Source organism: Cognatundibacterium griseum (assembly GCF_014284195.1).
In the GTDB taxonomy this organism is placed as follows: Bacteria; Pseudomonadota; Gammaproteobacteria; order Burkholderiales; family Burkholderiaceae_D; genus Undibacterium; species Undibacterium griseum.
The window spans coordinates 1-19114 of record NZ_JACOGC010000011.1 but is presented as its reverse complement, the minus strand read 5'-3'; the positions used below and the strand labels follow the sequence as shown (position 1 = coordinate 19114).

The 19114-nt window shown below is 50.3% G+C and carries 10 protein-coding genes and 2 pseudogenes; 5 read left to right on the top strand and 7 right to left on the bottom strand.

What is annotated here, in order from left to right; genetic code table 11:
- Window positions 1–107 precede the first annotated feature (107 nt).
- Complete coding sequence (locus H8K27_RS16320) at window positions 108–1094, top strand: site-specific integrase (protein ID WP_186864243.1); 987 nt, start codon at window positions 108–110, stop codon at window positions 1092–1094.
- A gap of 130 nt (window positions 1095–1224) precedes the next feature.
- Here the strand turns inward: H8K27_RS16320 and H8K27_RS16315 are convergent, their stop codons facing one another.
- From H8K27_RS16315 to H8K27_RS16300, 4 genes are all read right to left on the bottom strand, one after another.
- A complete protein-coding gene (locus tag H8K27_RS16315) occupies window positions 1225–4392 on the bottom strand; it encodes a CusA/CzcA family heavy metal efflux RND transporter (RefSeq protein ID WP_186864242.1) in 3168 nt (1055 codons plus the stop codon).
- 13 nt (window positions 4393–4405) lie between these two features.
- Window positions 4406–5608 (bottom strand): efflux RND transporter periplasmic adaptor subunit, encoded by a 1203-nt coding sequence (locus H8K27_RS16310; RefSeq protein WP_186864241.1) that lies wholly within the window; start codon window positions 5606–5608, stop codon window positions 4406–4408.
- Entirely contained in the window at window positions 5605–6924 is a 1320-nt protein-coding gene (locus H8K27_RS16305; RefSeq protein ID WP_186864240.1) for a TolC family protein, read from the bottom strand. Before H8K27_RS16305 ends, H8K27_RS16310 begins: the two co-directional genes overlap by 4 nt.
- Window positions 6925–7035: 111 nt before the next feature.
- Window positions 7036–7374 (bottom strand): hypothetical protein, encoded by a 339-nt coding sequence (locus H8K27_RS16300; protein ID WP_186864239.1) that lies wholly within the window; start codon window positions 7372–7374, stop codon window positions 7036–7038.
- 192 nt (window positions 7375–7566) lie between these two features.
- Between H8K27_RS16300 and H8K27_RS16295 the strand changes: the two are divergent.
- Window positions 7567–7746 (top strand): annotated as a pseudogene (locus H8K27_RS16295) (transposase); the annotation flags it as partial.
- 42 nt (window positions 7747–7788) lie between these two features.
- Here the strand turns inward: H8K27_RS16295 and H8K27_RS16290 are convergent.
- The 3 genes from H8K27_RS16290 to H8K27_RS16280 all read right to left on the bottom strand — a co-directional run bounded on the left by H8K27_RS16290 (window position 7789) and on the right by H8K27_RS16280 (window position 12076).
- Window positions 7789–8898: a serine hydrolase domain-containing protein gene (locus H8K27_RS16290; protein ID WP_222610705.1), complete on the bottom strand. Its 1110-nt coding sequence runs from the start codon at window positions 8896–8898 to the stop codon at window positions 7789–7791.
- Window positions 8899–8901: 3 nt separating this feature from the next.
- The gene (locus H8K27_RS16285; protein ID WP_186864237.1) at window positions 8902–9168 is read right to left on the bottom strand and encodes a hypothetical protein; all 267 of its coding nucleotides are present in this window, start codon (window positions 9166–9168) and stop codon (window positions 8902–8904) included.
- Window positions 9169–9622: 454 nt separating this feature from the next.
- On the bottom strand, window positions 9623–12076 hold the full coding sequence (locus H8K27_RS16280) for a heavy metal translocating P-type ATPase (protein WP_186864236.1): 2454 nt from the start codon (window positions 12074–12076) through the stop codon (window positions 9623–9625).
- A 302-nt stretch (window positions 12077–12378) separates the two neighbouring features.
- On the opposite strand from H8K27_RS16280, the pseudogene H8K27_RS16715 reads away from it, so the two are divergent.
- The 3 genes and pseudogenes from H8K27_RS16715 to tnpC all read left to right on the top strand — a co-directional run bounded on the left by H8K27_RS16715 (window position 12379) and on the right by tnpC (window position 19033).
- Window positions 12379–14402 (top strand): annotated as a pseudogene (locus tag H8K27_RS16715) (Tn3 family transposase).
- 1251 nt (window positions 14403–15653) lie between these two features.
- A complete protein-coding gene (locus H8K27_RS16270) occupies window positions 15654–18686 on the top strand; it encodes a Tn3 family transposase (RefSeq protein WP_186864235.1) in 3033 nt (1010 codons plus the stop codon).
- Window positions 18683–19033 carry a Tn3 family transposase post-transcriptional regulator TnpC gene (gene tnpC, locus H8K27_RS16265; protein ID WP_186864234.1) on the top strand — a complete coding sequence of 117 codons (351 nt, stop codon included), beginning with the start codon at window positions 18683–18685 and terminating at the stop codon, window positions 19031–19033. Before H8K27_RS16270 ends, tnpC begins: the two co-directional genes overlap by 4 nt.
- The last annotated feature ends 81 nt before the right edge of the window (window positions 19034–19114 follow it).

Genomic DNA, 19114 nt, shown 5'->3' with positions numbered 1-19114 from the left:
TAATCAGTAATTATCCAGTGTTAGTGCTAAAAATTCGATAAAATTGGCAGGATATTTGATACAAGGCCAATTCACTCAATGATGTAAAAAATCTTGGGATGCATAGCATGAGAAAAATCGATCACTACATCCATGCAGGAACGCGCGACAATACCCGCGTTGCCTACCAATCGGCCATTCGGCACTACGAAATCGAATGGGGTGGTTTCTTGCCTGCCACCAGCGAGAACATCGCTCAGTACCTCGTAGACCACGCTGAAAAGCTGGCAATCAACACGTTGCGTCAACGTCTTGCAGCTCTTGCACAATGGCATATCGATCAGGGATTCCCTGATCCGACCAAGACGCCTCTCGTTAAAAAAGTCATCCGAGGCATACAACGGGAGCATCCAGCACAAGAAAAACAGGCTAAACCATTTCAGCTTGAGCAGCTTGGTATGGTGGATCGATGGCTAGATCAAGCAATTTCAACTGCAAGCGCATCTGGAGATCGCGCTGCGGAACTACGTCACACCAGAAACCGAGCTTTACTGCTCCTTGGTTTCTGGCGAGGTTTTCGTGGCGATGAGCTTACCCGCTTGCAGGTCGAATACATTGAAGTCTCTCCAGGTCATGGTATGAGTTGTTTCTTGCCACACACAAAAGGTGATCGTCAGAATAAAGGCGTAACTTTGAAGGCACCAGCACTAAAGCAGTTCTGTCCTGTTGCGGCCTATATTGCATGGAAAGAGTTGGCTGAACTTGACTCCGGGCCGGTGTTCAGGTCGGTGAACCGCTGGGGAGGCGTCGGCAATCAGGGGCTTCACATGGATAGCTTGATACCTCTGCTTCGCACCATATTCAAAGATGCCGGTGTAGCAGATTCTGATGATTATTCAGCGCATTCCCTCCGGCGTGGATTTGCCAACTGGGCAAGCGGCAATGGCTGGGATATCAAAACATTGATGGAATACGTTGGCTGGAAAAGTGTACAAAGTGCGATGCGCTACGTGGATGCCATTGATCCATTTGCTCAGCACAAAATTGAGGCCAGTTTGTCGGCCTCACCTGCAACTGCAGCACTGAAAATTAAAAACAAAGATGATCTTGCTTGAGCGCGATATTCAATATCGAGCATTCAGATGCTGCACGGTTTCCTGTGCGAGCCTTCGTTCAGCCGCTGTCCATAGAAACGACACGCGGCGGGCCGCAATTGCGGCCCGCCATTTAGAAAGTTATTTCGAGTTATTGAGCAGTTTGTGCGTCATCAGGTACAACTTCCTTTTCTTCCGGATCACCTCTATGCATCAAGCAGTAAAGTAGAGGCAGCACCAGTAAAGTCAGCGCTGTCGAAGACAGAATACCGCCTATGACTACTGTTGCCAACGGTCTTTGCACCTCTGCACCTGTCCCGGTTGCCAACGCCATAGGTACGAAGCCAAGCGAAGCGACAAGTGCAGTCATCAGCACGGGACGCAAACGGGTCAAGGCACCGGTAATAACTGCGGTGTCCAAGCTCATCCCTTCCTCGCGCAAGGATCGGATGTAGGAGATCATTACCAGACCATTAAGGACTGCCACACCTGACAGTGCGATAAAGCCCACTGCCGCAGAGATCGACATTGGAATACCGCGCATCGACAGCGCGATGATACCGCCGGTCAGTGCAAATGGAATGCCCGTGAACACCAGAAGACCATCCTTGACGTTGTTGAACATAACAAACAGCAGCGTAAATACAAGGAACAGAGCTAAAGGAACGACGATCTTCAGACGATTTGTTGCAGACTGAAGCTGCTCAAAGGTCCCCCCCCAAGTCGTCCAATATCCAGAGGGAATCTTGACGTTCTTGGCGATTGCCTGCTCCGCCTCCGGAACAAAACTTCCGATATCACGACCAGTGACGTTCGCACTGATCACAATGCGACGCTTACCATTCTCGCGGCTAATCTGGTTCGGACCTGGAGCAAAATCAAGCGAAGCCACTTCGCTCAGCGGAATGAACGAGGTTGTGGTGCCAGCTTGCGTTGGCAGCGAGATAGGTAAACGACGCAAGGCATCCAGGTCACTACGCAACGTTTCTGGCAAACGGACCAGTATATCGAAGCGGCGGTCACCTTCGAACATGATGCCGGCTTCACGGCCACCGGTGGCAATCGCTAATGCTTCTTGTACATCGCCGATATTCAGTCCATAACGCGCAGTCTTCTCACGATCGATTTTCACGGTCAGCATCGGTAATCCACCGGTTTGTTCCACCTTTACTTCAGTGGCACCTGGTATACGCTGCAGCACGTCGGCGATCTTCTTACCAGTCTCAGCCAAAACGTCCATATCGTCGCCATAGACTTTGACCGCAACGTCACTACGCACGCCAGAGATCAGCTCATTGAAACGCAGTTGAATAGGCTGCGAGAATTCATAGGCATTACCGACGTATTTCTCGGCTTCTTCCTTGATTTCGGCGACCAATTCATCTCGGGTTTTCTTCGGTTTAGGCCATTCCGAGTCTGGCTTGAACATGATGTATCCGTCCGAGATATTCGGTGGCATCGGGTCCGATGCAATTTCTGCGGTACCGGTACGTGCAAAGACACGATCGATTTCCGGAAATTTGGCTTTCAGGCCAGCTTCCAGCGTCTTCTGCATCTCCAGTGACTGACTCAAACTAGTGCCGGGGATGCGCAGTGCCTGAATAGAGATATCGCCTTCATTCAGGTTTGGAACAAATTCACTACCCAAACGGGTCGCTAGCAAACCGCACAGAATGATCAATACCACGGAGCCGGTAATTACGGTGGTGGCGTTGTTCATGACCTTGGTAAGCAAAGGCTCGTAGCCGTTCTTCGCCATCACCATCAGGCGATTTTCCTTCTCAGCCACGCGCTTACCGATGAATAGTGCTACTGCCGCCGGAATGAAGGTCATAGACAGAATCATGGCACCCAGCAGTGCAACAACCACGGCAAAGGCCATCGGATGAAACATCTTGCCTTCGACACCAGCAAGTGCAAAGATTGGCAGGTATACGACCATGATGATCAGCTGGCCGAACAGAAGCGGACGGCGAGCTTCCTTGGCTGCGGCAAACACTTCTTGGAATCGTTCACGCAGGGTGAGCTCACGCTTGAAATGCTCTTGTGCATGCGACAGGCGGCGAATGCAGTTTTCAACTATCACAACAGCGCCGTCGATGATGATGCCGAAGTCTAGCGCCCCCAGACTCATCAGGTTGGCACTTACTTTGTACGTGACCATCCCGGTAAAGGTGAAGAGCATTGCTAGCGGGATCACCATCGCAGTTATGATTGCTGCACGAATGTTACCTAGGAACAGAAACAAAATCACGATGACCAGAATTGCGCCTTCGAGCAAATTTTTCTTAACTGTTGCGATAGCTTTGTCGACCAACACCGTACGATCATAAACGGGTACGGCCTTGACTCCTGTTGGTAGGGAGCGGTTCACGGTTTCCATGCGTTTTGCAACAGCCTGGGAGACCACCCGGCTATTTTCACCGATGAGCATGAAGACGGTACCCAGCACAACCTCACGACCATTCTCTGTGGCAGCACCGGTACGCAGCTCGCGACCAATGGCAACCTCTGCGACATCACGCACACGAATTGGGACGCCTTGTACATTGTTCAGAATCGTGTTGCGAATATCATCCAGTGTGCGTACTTGTCCAGGCGCGCGGATCAGGAATTGCTCACCCTTGCGCTCAATGTAGCCGGCGCCAACGTTATTGTTGTTGCGGTCAATGGCGCCTACAACATCCTTGAGAGTTAAACCATAGGAACTCAGTTTCACAGGGTCAGGAGTAATGTGATATTCCTTGGCATAGCCACCGATCGAATTGATCTCAGTGACGCCTTCCACCTGGCGCAATTGTGGCTTGATGATCCAATCCTGGATCTCGCGCAGATCAGTTGGAGTGTAAGGTGTACCGTCAGGCTTTTTTGCATTTGGCTCGCTCTCAACCGTCCAAAGGTAGATTTCTCCCAAGCCGGTAGAGATTGGCCCCATCATAGGCACGACACCCTGAGGCAAATTTTCCTTCGCTTCCTGGATACGCTGGTTGACGAGCTGGCGTGCAAAGTAGATATCGGTGCCATCCTTGAAGATGACAGTAACCTGCGATAACCCGTAACGCGACAGCGATCGAGTCTGCTCCAGATTAGGAAGTCCAGCCATCACTGTCTCGATTGGGAACGTCACACGTTGTTCAACTTCCAGTGGCGAATAACCACTGGCACTGGTGTTGATCTGTACCTGTACATTGGTAATGTCAGGCACAGCATCAATCGGCAGCTTCTGATAGCTATAGATACCAATGGCGGCCATTGCAAGCACGGCCAGCATGACAAGCCATCGGTGCCCGATGGCAGACTGAATTATTCGTTCAAACATGGTTATTCCTTAGTTAGTCTTCGTGTCCAGCACTACCTTTGCCCTGCTCAGCTTTGACTACGAAGCTATTACTCGCGGCATACTGGCTTCCTGCTGGCAGGCCTTCTACGATCTCCACAAGCCTGCCATCGCTGCTGCCTATTTTGACTGGCTGGACTTTGAAACCTTTTTCGACTTTCACGAAGACCACGAATTTACCGTCGACGGTCTGTACTGCGTCGGAAGCGACGGCGACCGGAACACTCTTTTCACCGCGCGTCATAGCGGCATTGACGAACAGGCCTGGGCGCCACGCCATATTCGGATTGGCGATAACAACGCGCGCCTTGGCGGTGCGGGTTTGCTCTCCGAGTAGATTGCCGACGTAGCTGACCTTTCCGGTAGCAGTTGTGTCATTGGCTGCAGAGGTGATCGTAACGGTTTCACCTACTCGAACCAGTTCCAGATCCTTTGGTGTCACCAAAACTTCTACCCACACACTGGACAGATTCGAGAGCAGAAAAACATTTGCGTCTTCTTTGACTGCTTCCCCTTGTGCAATGTGCTTCTCCAGGATGACGCCGTCGAACGGTGCACGCAGGACATAGCGATTGAGCGCACCTTCAGACTCGCCTGCGCCCAATGCCGCCAGTTTGGATCGAGCTGTCTGAGCTTCGATTTCAGCTTCGCGCAGCACGGTCTGTGCTTGGAGATAGTCCTGTTCTGCCGATATCTTGTCTTCCCACAGCTTTTTCTCGCGCAGGTAGGTGGTCTGTGCCAGGCCTAGTCGCTTTTGCGCCGCGAGCGACGCGCTACGCAGGTCTGCCAAAGCAGGGCTGGAGATCACTGCCAGAACTTGGCCTTTCTTAACGCTTTGACCAAGATCTGCGGAAACAGACTCGGCCACACCGGGTGTGCGCGGTACGATGTGCGCCGTCAGGTCTTCGTTAAAACGCACCTCACCCGGCAACTGGATGACGTTGCCCATCGTGGCCGCTTCAGCTTTTGCGAGCGTCACACCAGCAGTCTGAATCTGCTTTTCGCTCATTAGTACCACGCCTTCTTCGCCGGCGTGATCACCAACATCCTTCTTCGCGGAATTTTCTGCATGTGGAGCTTCAGCGGTGCCACTGCCACTGTCCTTTTTCCATAACAGGATGGCTGCGCCCAGTACGGCACCAATAAGCACTATGATCAGTGCGGCTTTTTGAGATTTCTTATCAATATTGAGCGTCATTTTGCATTCCTGTCAGTCATGTAGTTGCCAACGATGGGTTCTACTGAGATATAGCGTTCCAGATCGGCAAGAGAGCGATAGCGGGCGGAGAGCGCGCTCAGATATTGAGCACGGCTTTGGAATAAGGTGCGTTGGGCATCGAGCACATCAATAAATCCAAACTTGCCCAGTTCAAAGCCAGTAACGGCCGCGTTGAATGCACTTTGTGCGGCAGGCAGGATCTCGCTGCGCATGCTCTCAATCTGTTCCTGTGCGATGGACGCCCGTTGGTGTGCGTCGGCTAAGGCTTGAGTCGCATTCAGATACGCAATCTCGGCATCGGTCTTTGCCTTATCAACTCGGCGCATTGCGGACAGGAGGTTGCCCTGATTTCGGTTAAAAAACGGCAACGGTATCGCCATGCCTACAACCGTTTGAGAAACGTTAGTCTGGAAGTCTTTCTTTTTCCCAAATGTGAGCGTCAGATCAGGAACTTGATCTGACTTTGCCAGATTAAAGCTGGCCTCTTCGCGTGCGATCTGCGCGCGCGCGCGCTGTATCTGTGGTGAAGCATTTAGGCGGGATTGCAGTTCTGGCAATGACGGAATGACAGTCAGGTTGATATCAGGCGTCACCAAGGTGCGTTCTTCAGGCTGAGTGCTGCCCCAGAACGCAGCGAGGCGACGCCGCGCCAATGTAGCGTCTGCGACTGCTTGCGATAGCTCCAAACGCGCGCTTGCTTCCGCTACGCTTGATCGAGTTTGCTCTAATGGGGAGATCTTGCCAGCAGCAACACGACGACCAGCAGCATTAGTAGACTTACTTGCCAGGCTGAAAGATTCCTTAGCGAGTACAACGTGCTCTTGCATCGTAAGAGCCTCTAAATAGGCTGCAGTGACGTTCGCACGCAACTCCGCAGCTGTAACATTCACATCGCCGCGGGCCAGAACCTGGTCTTGTTCTGCCAGCTTGATGCGGGCACCTCGTTTGCCACCAAGCTCAATGGGGAGGCTTAATTGATAGGTGTCGGAGCGATTACTGCGCGAAGAAGTACCTTCGCGCAGTAGTGCCAATTCAGGATTTGGCCGAACTCCGGCTTGGACGCGAGCACCTTCGGTGATCTCAACACTGTGTGTAGCCGAACGCAGTTCAGGACTGATCGATAGGGTCATTGCGATAGCCTGTTCCAGCGTCAGCGATGCGGAATTTGTATTTGCTGCAGTTGCTACTTCACCGATAGTGAAGGCATCACTTTGTTGTGCAGCAGCCTGAGTACTAAAAGGGATCAACTGCGCCAATAGGACAGCCGCTCCCAAAACTAAATGTAGGGATTGCATAGATAACTCCGAAAATTAAAGACGAAGGAATCCGGCGGTGTGCAGCAACCTCCGCCCACATTCAGGCGTAAGTCACAATTTTAGAGGGACGAACGAATACAGCCGCCGGAGTTAAGCGACGGCTACCCACTGAGGGCGTTCTGGAGGAGCGGTATAAAACGAGGATAGGACGATTTCGGTGAACATTGGAGCAGCTTCGGCGATCTGAGGATGCGAAATACTTTCGAAGCTATCAAGCGATAACGTCCCGTGTGCGCACGAAGCACAGTGAGAATGAACGGAGATCTTTTTCGTGTCCGCCTGTTTTTCTTTCAGAACCGAAACGACGTTATCCGATGGATTGTTATCGGGATGATGCCCCCAGTGATTTGCTGCTTTACCCGTTTCATGCGTGCAATAGACCGCAACCACACTCCAGCTAAACTGCAGCGTAAGTATAGTAATCAACATGATAAGAGTTCGACGAGCCATATGATAAGTATATCACGATGAATGCAGTTGCATTTCCGTTGTGCTCAAAATTTTTTAAATCCGACAGTCGATTTTGCATCCTGTATCTAAAGGCACTCTTATATTTTTTTGATGATGACTTTCACGTTTTATCGGGCAGGCGCTGATTAAATGTATCAAGCGCAGTCTGAGTTGGCTGACAAAGGCTATGACTCCAACGCGTTTGTGTCGTTTATGCAGGAGCAGCAGATGCGCGCTGTCATTCCGCCTACGCGCAATCGAACCGAGCGACGTGAGTATGATGAGTCGTTGTATAAAGACCGAAATTTGGTCGAACGATTTTTTAGCCGTATCAAGCACTTTAGAAGAATCTAATTGCGCATTTCAACAATTCTTTACAGTATCTACGTTCTACTACACTGCTGGCAACTGACTTGCGCCCAGCAAGCTATAGGCAAATTCATCCATGGTTTTTTGTGACATGTCGGTGTTGTTGAGGATGATGACGGTGTCTTCTCCGTCCAGCCTGTGTCCGAGCACAGAACGGTAGCCAGTGGTACGACCTGTTTCCCAGCCGAAGCGGTGGGTCTGGCCGGCGATTTGTAGAGTCTTGATGCGGCCACCCAGGGCATAGTTTTCGCTGTCGACTTCGATATGGGTCAGTTGCGCCAGCGATGCCGGCGTGATGAAGCCTTGGTTGAAGATGGCTTGTGCTGCCTTCATCAAATCGTCCGCGGTGCTGTAATAGCCGCCTGCTGCGGCCATATAGGGCTGCCGCACATCGGTCTTCCTGGCTGGCGGGTTGATGGTGGCGTAGGGCACGGCGGTGGCGGCATCGTCGGCATAGGCCAGGTCTGCACGGGTGGCGGACAGTTTCAAGGGGTCAAGCGTGATGTTGCGCATGGCTTGCTGGAATGGCTGTCCGGTGACGGCTTCGACTATGCCCACCACGATGATCCAGTTTGTGAGGGCGTAATCGAACTTGCTGCCGGGCGGGAAGATGGGCTCGCCTTGGCAAAACTGCTGCATGGCCTGCACGGTGCTCATGCTGGCGGTGAACAGGCTGCGATCGGCCTTGATCATGGTGGTAAACTGGTTGGGAATGCCACTGGCGTTGGATAGCAAATGTCGTAGCGTGACCTTGCTGCCGGTATCGGCACGGTGTGCTGGCAGGTAGCGTTTGATAGGCGCATCCAGATCAAGCTTGCCCATTTCTACCAGCCGCAGCACGGTGACCGATGTCAGCCATTTGGAAATAGAGGCGATGGCAAACGGGGTGTCTGCCCGTAGCGGCTTTTGTTCTTCGATATTGGCCATGCCTATCGCACGTACATAGGTGGGATTGCCACGCTTGCCCAGCATGACGACACCATAGAATGGTTGAGCTTTGACGAAGGCATCGACGACGGGGTTATCGGCACCGATCACGTCGCTGCTGCCAAAGCCACTGCTGGCAAAAGCATGCTTACCCAATAGCGCGGCGGCACTGCCTATCATGAAGTGGCGTCTGGTCAAGTGTGTCATGGTTTACCCTATGGTGAAACGAATCGGCGATGTGATAGTGACTGTCATACTGACCACTATCCGCATCATTGGTTCATTTTTTTCTGCCAGGATAGCCTTCAGGATGTTTTCTGAACGGCGCTGTCCATAACCTTTTCCATAGGCGCTGGAAGTGACAACGACGACGGCATGCAAAGAGGGGATGGCATAAATTTTATTGCCGCCGTTGCCAGATACAAAAAAGACGGGGACGGGTTGCTCCTTGGTCGTCGGCACTTTAATTGAGTGCACTTTGAATAGCCATAGCTATCGGCATAATTATCTACAGCAGCAATGCTTACCTGCGGTGCCAGCATGGTGTCTATCCAGGCGGCGCTGATGACACACTGGCCCTGAAACATGCCTTTATCCAGCACCAGTTGAGCGACTTTGGCAAGGTCACGCGCTGTCAACGACAGGTTTCCCTGGCCTTTGGGATGTCCCGCTACATCTCGCCCCCACTGTCAGTGGCTGATACCCAGTGGTTGGAACAAGGCTGTGCGGGCGAACGCTTCCAGGTCCTGCCCCGACGACGATGCCTGCCAGGTAGGCGGTGATGGAGTTGCAGCGGTAGCTGGCATCAGATACCAGCAACAGTTGTTGTGCGCCACCTTCCAGTAAAACTGAACAGATAAACGCTTTTTGACCAAGATACGAGTTATTAACCTTTATTAATTTCGATACGCTTATGATGGTGACTGATCTCTTATTTAACTTTGCGTACGAGACGCAAACCATTAAATATCACCAACAGACTCGCTCCCATATCCGCAAATACAGCCATCCACAAGGTGGCAATACCCATTACGGCCATGATCAGAAAAATCAACTTAATGCCCAAGGCCAAAGTGATATTTTGTTTCAAGACGGCAGCAGTACGCTGACTCAAACGGACAAACTGTGGAATTTTGCGTAAGTCATCATCCATTAGAGCCACGTCAGCAGTTTCAAGAGCAGTATCAGTCCCAGCTGCTCCCATAGCGAAACCTATACTGGATTTAGCCAGTGCGGGTGCATCATTAATCCCATCACCGACCATCCCAACAGTACCGTAGTTCATCAATTCATCGTTGATAGCAGTCAGCTTATCTTCTGGCAGCAAATTGCCGCGCGCATCGTCAATACCCACACTCTTTGCTATCGCTCTCGCAGTCATTTCATTGTCACCGGTCAACATGACGGTTCGAATGCCAAGCGCATGCAATTCTGCAATTGCTTCGCGACTACTTTCACGCACAGTGTCTGCCACGCCGATCACGGCAAGCGGCCTTTCTTCATCGGCGATGATCACTGCTGTCTTACCATCTGCTTCCATTGCAAACAGTATAGCTTCGGTACCTGGGTTGCAAATCTTAAGTTCTTCTATCAAACGGTGATTGCCCAGGTAATACCACTTTCCTGCAATTTGACCTTTAACGCCACGTCCAGTGATCGCTTCAAAGTCGCTGACTTCCCATACTTGCGCGTCACTGCCTTGTGTTTTCCAATGTGTAGTTACTGCACCAGAAACCGGGTGATTCGATCGCACCGCCAGACTAGCAGCGAGCTGGATTGCCGTATTCTGATCACCACTCAGTTGTCTAACATCAGTGACGATGGGCTTGCCTTGCGTAATGGTGCCGGTTTTGTCCAGCGCGAGGGATTTCAGTTTGCGGCCTTCTTCCAGATAAACACCTCCCTTGATAAGAATCCCAGCCTTTGCAGCAGCGGCCAAGCCGCTGACTACGGTCACTGGAGTTGAGACAACCAAAGCACAAGGACAAGCAATGACCAATAAGACCAGGGCTTTGTACACCCACACCATCCATGGGAGCCCTAATAACAACGGTGGCACGATCATCACTCCCAATGCGAGGATAAACACGACGGGTGTGTACACTTTGGCAAAAGCATCAACGAAGCGCTGGGTCGGCGCGCGGCTACCTTGTGCTTCCTCAACGGCATGGATAATTCTCGACAGCGTGGAATCATTTTGTGTCGCAGTTACTCGGTATTCGAAAGATCCGGTTTCATTGATGGTACCAGCAAATACTTTATCTCCTACTATCTTGGCAACCGGTATGCTTTCACCAGTGATAGGTGCCTGGTTCACCGACGATTGCCCCTTGCTCAGCTCACCGTCCAGTGGAATGCGCTCTCCTGGGCCAACTCGGACGGTAGCACCAATGGCAATTGATTTGGCTTCAATGATTTGCCAATTGCCATCTTGCTGTAAAACACTGGCTTGTTCTGGTGTCATAGCCATCAGTCCACGTATCGCATTGCGAGCACGGTCAAGTGACATCGCTTCAATTGCTTCTGACAGGCTAAATAAGACCATAACCATAGCGGCCTCCGGCCATTGCCCGATGATCAGCGCCCCCGTGACAGCAATCGCCATAAGGGCATTAATGTTCAGATTCAGATTTTTGAGGGCGATCCAACCCTTTTTATACGTACCAGTGCCACTGATCAGTATCGCAAAAACAGACAAGAGTATGACCGGCCAGGCTTTTTCAGATCCGTTGATATAAGTATATGTCTCGGCCAGGACTGCAGCCGCTGCCGCTACGCCTAGCAGCCACCACTTGCGGAACACGTTTGGTGGCGGGGTCTCGGTGACATCCTGATTGCTGTTACCTTCTTCGCTTAACAATACTGCCTGCATGCCGATCGAAGTCAGTGCTGCTTTAATCGGATCGGAATTTTCCAGTGTATGAGTGACCGTCAATTTATGCTGCATGAGATTGAAATCAAGCTGAGCTATCCCAGGCATCGGCCCGATTTTGTTGCGTATTAAACCTTCTTCTGTTGGGCAATCCATGTTTTCTATGGAGTACACAATCGTGGAAGTACTGTTTGCTCCTTGGGCATTTTCAGCGACTGGTGTCATGCCCAATCCAGTAATAACCTCAACTATTACAGACATGTCTGCGAGTGTGTGCTTAATGGTGAGGCGGCGATTCACCAGATTGAAGACAAGACTGCTCACTCCCGGCATTTTGTCTAGTTTACTGCGGATCAAGGCCTCTTCAGTTGGGCAATCCATTTGATCAATTCGCAGAGTTAATGTCTTTTCGGCATTGTCATTTAGAACAGATGCTTCCTGTGTAAATGAAATCTTGTCGTTGCCGGCAGATTTGGAACTACATCCACAGCACCCAGATTCTTGCTCGCTCATCACGACTCCTTTGATTGCGTTTATATTTTCGCATTAAACACTCTGTAGCAGCTACAGGGTCAAGCGTTATTTAAGAAAACTGAAACTAAAAATGGAATTAACAATTGTGCGCATACAAAGTGAACTGTTGCTTAGATGCAGTCTGAACAGTCCTATGACCAAAATACGCGGAAAAGGCTGACTTTCCCATAACGCAATCTACCATTGCCAATGAAATATCATTTTCGTTTCATCATTGACAAATGATTCCAAGAAAGGCAATGTTGATATTCTTCAACTATGGCATTGTGCACTTTCCATAAATGGCCTCCGAATCCCATCGCCTATCGATCTTAAGCGACGACGAGATCGAGGATTTATATGGACTACCGCGCTTTACCGACGATGACCGTCAGCTCTATTTCGATTTAAGTTCTGTCGAAAAGGCCGCGGCGGGTGATATCCGCAGAACATCTGTTGCAGCCCACTTGATACTGGAACTGGGTTACTTCAAAGCAAAGCGCCAATTTTTTGGATTTGAACTGTCCGAAGTTGAAAATGACCTTCTCTATATCATCAAAACGTATTTCCCTGAGCGTACGATTGACGATATCCGCGTGCCATCGCGGCCTACGAGAGGTTTGCTGCAAAAGACAGTATTAGAACTCTTTGATTACCGGTTGTGCGGGACACAGGAAAGAAGCGAAATCGAAGCGAAGGCTGAACGTTTTGCAACGCTCTCAACTCAACCGATTTTTATCCTCAGGGAAATACTCCAGCAACTGTCGATCAATAGAGTCGTAGCTCCGTCGTATTCGTCGCTTCAGGATATTGTAGGAAAGGCGGTCTCAGGCGAACGTGCCCGCATCACTGGATTACTAACGGAGGCGCTGACGCCGGAAATTCGTAAGAAGCTGACTGCACTTCTGGAAGCTGATGAACAGATCTACACTATCAGTGCGTTGAGACGGGAAGCAAAGGATTTTTCCTATGGAGAGTTACGTAGGGAAGTTGCACGTCGCGAATTTTTCGAGCCATTACACGAATTTGCGGCGACGTTTCTTTCTTCTGCCGGCTTATCGCAAGAGAGCAGCAGATATTTTGCGTCGATGGTTAGTTTCTATACTGTTTATAAACTGCAACGGATGCAACGGCAATCCTTGCCTGCGTAGTGGCAATGGGCACGAATATGGGACTAGGAAAAATGGCTGAAGTCTCCGGCATACTTTACTCATCACTAACATCGAGTTCGCGCAACTTCTTGCGGCAAGAAACATTGAGGGCAGCCAATGACGCCATCATTAATGCGATTGCCCAGTTACCAGCATTTCATCTTTTTGATATTGAGGATGCGATGCACTCAAGTTCCGATGGCCAACGCATGGAGACGCAGGTCGATACACTAAATGCGCACCATTCTCCCAAATATTTTGGATTGCAAAAAGGAGTCAGCAGTCTGACATTAGTGGCCAACCATGTGCCGGTGAATGCCAAGGTCATTGGTACCCATGAACATGAAAGTCACTATGTTTTTGATTTGCTTTATAACAATACTTCCGATATTAGACCAGAACGCCATTCGACCGATACACATGGAACTAACCAGGTTAATTTCATTATCTTGCGTACTTTCGAGCATGAGTTTGCTCCCCGATACAAGAATTTCACTAAAAAAACAGAATCAATCATTGGCTTTCAACATCCAAACCAGTACGTAGATGTGTGGATCAAACCATGCAGAAGAGTGAACGACGAGCTCATTATCAAAGAATGGCCGAATATCCTGCGCATTCTTGTATCACTTGCGCAAAAGAACGTAACCCAGTCAACAATCGTGAGGAAGCTATCAAGTTATACCCGTCAGAATTCGACCAAACGGGCATTATGGGAGCTCGATCACCTATGTTTTACCGAATATGTGTTGAAATATATTGACGATCCGAAACTACGGCAAGGCGTGCAAAAGGCACTGAACCGGGGTGAGGCTTATCATAAGTTCAGGCGAGCAGTTGCGTTCGTCAATGGTGGCAAGTTTAGGGTTAGAACTGAAGAAGAACAGCATAATTGGAATGAGTGTTCGCGCTTGATTGCAAATGCAGTCATATACTACAACACACTAATTTTGTCCCGAGTCTACGAACAGAAGTTAAGGTCAGGGGATGAAACGGCGATTGAAATGATGCGCAGGATATCACCAGTTGCCTGGCAACATATCAATCTGTTTGGAACTTTTGAGTTTACACCGAGCGGCTCTAAGCTGGACATCGAAGCGTTGGCGGAGTTGTATCTAGATCCGGCATATTGGCTTAACACTACAAAAGATAGCGAAGACGTCCCACCACGATGACAGAATATTCCCCCAAAAATGTAAAAAGAACGATATGTAGCTGTCTGAAAATGTTGGGGAAATAGCGCTCAGCGAATTAATTAATAGTAATTTTTGACGCTAACTTTACATTTTTGGGGGATGGGCAAACTTAACCAATATGAAACAGTAGCCATTGCAGAAAAACTTAGCTAACGAAGTTAAGTTTAGTAAAAAATTACTCGGAGGAAAAGGAATGCGAAGGTCATTTAACTATATTTAATTCTCTGTCACGTTTTTGTTTAAATTAGGCAACGATTGAATTGATGAAGGCTCCAATACTTTTTTTGGGGGGGTAATCAATCGATTTCTCGCAAAACTAAATATGCGTTTTAAGCTGGCACGGTAATAGGAGTAATCGCTCGAATTGAAAGGAAAGCTTTCTCCAAATTGGTACCAACCTTGGTATGCCATACCCGTCAGTACGTAGTCAGAGAAATTTCATAACTCCATGATTTAACTTCTATTGCACTCAAGAGAGCAGTTTCACGCGTGAAAGTCAAAGACAAGACCTCCCAATCACCTCTAAATCGAACCAAATTACAAGGAAAAGGCAATTATCCTAAACGCGGAAAGCATACCCCGACCTGGTCACATTGCCTGCATTTCGGCGGTTGTAAATCAGGCTCCCCCGGCCAATAAAACGATTACAGATATGATCGCCTTCTCGGTCGATCAACTTTCACGCGTGAAAGTTGATCAAGTATAAGTTCGCAGTGCACGGGCTAAAGGTATGCGTATCGACGACACTTGTCTTTATATTTAGGCGCGACTAGTCCTTTTCAGTGCCAGTATGCGATTTATTTTATAGAGCTATGTATTTAGCAAGTTACAGATTGTTAATATAAATACAAAAAAAATGTCGTATCATGCAACATCATAAATAGTTAGAATTAATGCAATCTTTTCTAAATGTCTTTTGTAGATTATTTAATAATAATTAAACTGGTTCGTTGGTGAGTAATTTCTCGCTTTTTGGTATTTCTATTGAGCACAGCGATAGTTCTTCTCACGACCGACATTTGACTCAAGACTCACTGGCAATTCTTAGGGGTTGCATGACCTGCATACGGGGCATTTTTGAGCTGATTGAGGTCATGGGTGAGCCACGACGGTTCACGAAATTGAGCGAGGTTGACTTGGTGCTGATACTGGTGCAATGTTGCGCTTGTTTTAATGTCGTACATAGGATTCAAGCGACTCATCAACCAGTTCTTCCAGGAGCGACGCGCGATGGCCAGTATTGAACGAACCGCATATCCCAGATTTCCCCGTACGCTCACACTCAAGGATTTGCAGACATCGTTCACGCCAAGGCCGGAAGAGTCAGAATGGGCCCAGAATTTCGGACGCGGGCAGGAAAGGCGGCTGGCACTGCTGGTGCATCTAAAGTGCTTTCAGTTCCTGCGCCATTTTCCGCCCTTGGAAACTATTCCGCCAGAAGTAGTCGAGCACGTCTCAGCAAGCCTTGGAATGCAGCCGATCGGCAAGCTGATTTACCCCAAGGGCCATACCGCATTGTACCGGGACCATAAAACCATACGGACGTTCCTTGGCGTGAAGGCATACACGGACGCCCATACCCGCACGCTAACGATCGATATAGCGCAAGAAGCAGCGGCGGTCGTCGATACCCGCGTGGACATCATCAACATCACTGTCGAAGAACTGGTGCGGCTCGGCCACGAACTGCCCAGTTTTGGGGAAGTCGATAAGATCGCCGAGCAAGCATATGCTGCTGCTGAATCGACGTTGCATACCCGCGTTGCCCAGCGACTCACACCTGAGCAGCGCAGCTGGCTGGACCAATTACTCAAAACGGATTTGATTGCCAGGCGCTCGATGTATAACGAAATCAAGCGCTCTGCGAAAAAAGCATCGCGCAAGCATCTGGATCTGGTGCTGGATCAGCTACGGTGGCTTGAGGAACTGCCAGGGTCAGACACGCTGGTCGCCGACATACCGGCGACCAAGCTGAAACACATGGCCAATAGGGCCGCAGTACTTGATGCTGGAGACATGAAAGACTTCCGGCCAGCAAAGCGCTATACGCTGATCTTGTGCTTGATCCGCCAGATGCGCATTGGTGCTCGTGACGATATCGCGGAAATGTTCATTCGCCGCTTGAGCGCGATCCACAAAAGCGCAAGAGAGGAGTTGTTGGTGATCCAGGCCCGGCAGCGTGAGCTGAGCGAAGATCTGGTCGCAACGCTGGAAAAGGTGGTTGAGATTCTGGCAGAAAACCTTGATGACGCGGATACAGGGCGGCGTATTCGTGAACTATTGGCACCACATGGTTCGCTCGAAAAGCTGCAGGCCGATTGCGAGGCGATCAGGGTTTGGGGATCTGGCAATCACTTGCCCTTGCTGTGGAATACCTTCAAGTCGTGGCGCTCTGCGATGTTCCAGATGGCCAAGGTATTACAATTTCATTCAGCTACGCAGGATCAATGTCTGCTCAATGCTCTGGCGGTCGTTCTGCAAAACGAGCATAAAAAATCCGAATGGGTCGCCGACGTCGTAGATCTTTCCTTTGCATCCGAGCGCTGGAAAAAACTAGTTCGCCGTTCTCATGGTTTGGGCAACCCAACTAACCGGCGCAATCTAGAAGTGTGTGTGTTTTCCCATCTGGCGAGCGACCTACGCTGTGGTGATATATGCATCGACGGCGCCGGGACATATGCAGACTATCGTGAGCAGTTGGTGTCTTGGACCGAGTGCCTCGAATTGCTTGATGCTTACTGTGAGCGCGTGGGCATCGCATCCGATGCTGATGCGTTTGTACAGCATCTACAAAAGCTGCTGTCCGATACCGCTGATCAGGTCGACAAGGAGTTTCCGCAGCATGCCGGTGACTTGTCGATCGGAGCAAACGGCGAACCGACGCTGAAGCGCACGACCGCGCGCGAGATCCCGGCATCGGCGATCGCACTACAGGCCGCCATCGAGAGCAGGATCGTGCCCCGCAATCTGCTCGATATCTTGGCCAACATTGAACACTGGACAGGTTTCACACGCAACTTCGGCCCGCAATCTGGCGACGACCCCAAACTCCGCAATGCGAAAGAACGATACCTGCTAACGGCATTCGCAATGGGATGTAATCTTGGCCCGAATCAGGCAGCTCGCCATCTGTCTAACGGCGTGACGCCGCACCAGCTTTCGTACGTCAACCAGCGACACATGAGCTTAGAGCAGCTCGACAATGCCTGCCGCGACCTCACCGAACTCTACCTGCGACTGGATCTTCCCAAACTGTGGGGCGAAGGCAAGAAGGTAGCCGCTGACGGTACGCATCACGATTTTTACGAGCAAAACCTTCTCGTTGGCATGCACTTCAGGTACAGAAAAATGGGTGCCGTTGCATATCGCCACGTGGCCGACAACTACATTGCTTACTTCCGTAGTTTCATTCCGCCGGGCGTTCTGGAGGCAATCTACGTCATCGAAGGGCTTATGAAAGCAGGCTTGTCGGTGCATCCTGATACGGTGTATTCGGACACCCACGGCCAATCAGAAGCGGTGTTCGCATTCACCTATCTGAACGGTATCCAGCTCATGCCGCGCATACGGAACTGGAAGGATCTGAAGTTCTATAAGGCCGACAAAGCCCACAAGTACAAACACATCGACCGGCTATTTACCGAAGTCATCGACTGGAAACTGATCAAAAACCACTGGAACGACCTGATGCAGGTCGCCATCTCGATTCAGCAAGGCCGGGTTTCCTCACCAATGCTGCTACGCAAGCTAAGCCATGAAGGACGCCACAACAGGCTCTTTGCCGCAGCGCGAGAACTGGGGCGTGTTCTGCGCACGGTATACCTGCTCAAATGGATTTCACAGAAGGAGATGCGTCAGGAAGTCAATGCTACAACGAACAAGATCGAGTCCTATCACGCCTTTACCAAGTGGCTAGACTTCGGCGGCGACGTGATCGGGGAAAACGATCTCAACGAACAACAAAAGAGGGTTCGTTACATCGACTTGATCGCCTCAGCGGTCATACTGCAAAATACCGTCGATATGATGCGCATACTTCAGGATATGGAAGCAGACGGTGAGCATGTTGACGTTAGCGAGGTCACATTTATGAGCCCGTACGGGACCAACGGGGTCAAACGCTTTGGCAGTTATCATCTGGACTTGAAGCGCCCGCCAGAACCGTGGGTCAAAGAGTTGATGTTCCGCCAGGCGGTCAAAAAAGCAAGGCAGGCGAGTGCCACAAGTGGCGCCGCCGGCGCAGCAAAAGGGAGGAGTGCGTGAATAAACCAAAAGAAACCGCCGAAACGCCTTACGGCCGCCTCGACGCAGCAGCGCTGAACGCGGCGCAAGAATCACTCGATACCAGCAAGCTGCTCCAGATGGTTGACGAGCTTGACGCCGTGCTGGGGGGCGTGAGGGAAGAAGACGGACTGCGCGATATGTTGCTGCGCCTGCATGGTATGGCACACACGGTCATCAACGGTGCCGCGCTGTCGGTGCCCGCAAATGAAGAGACGCTTCCAGAACTCGCGTTTGATGTCGCTTCGGAGGTACTAGAGATTATTTCGACGTTAAAAAGGTGGCAACCGCATCTCGAAGTGCTTGAGCGACTGGCGCCTAGAAACTAACTTCGGTTTTTGCATAAGAGGATCGATCTATATGACTAAATCGCTTATGTGTCATTTCCACCTTTATCCCGGCACACCCTC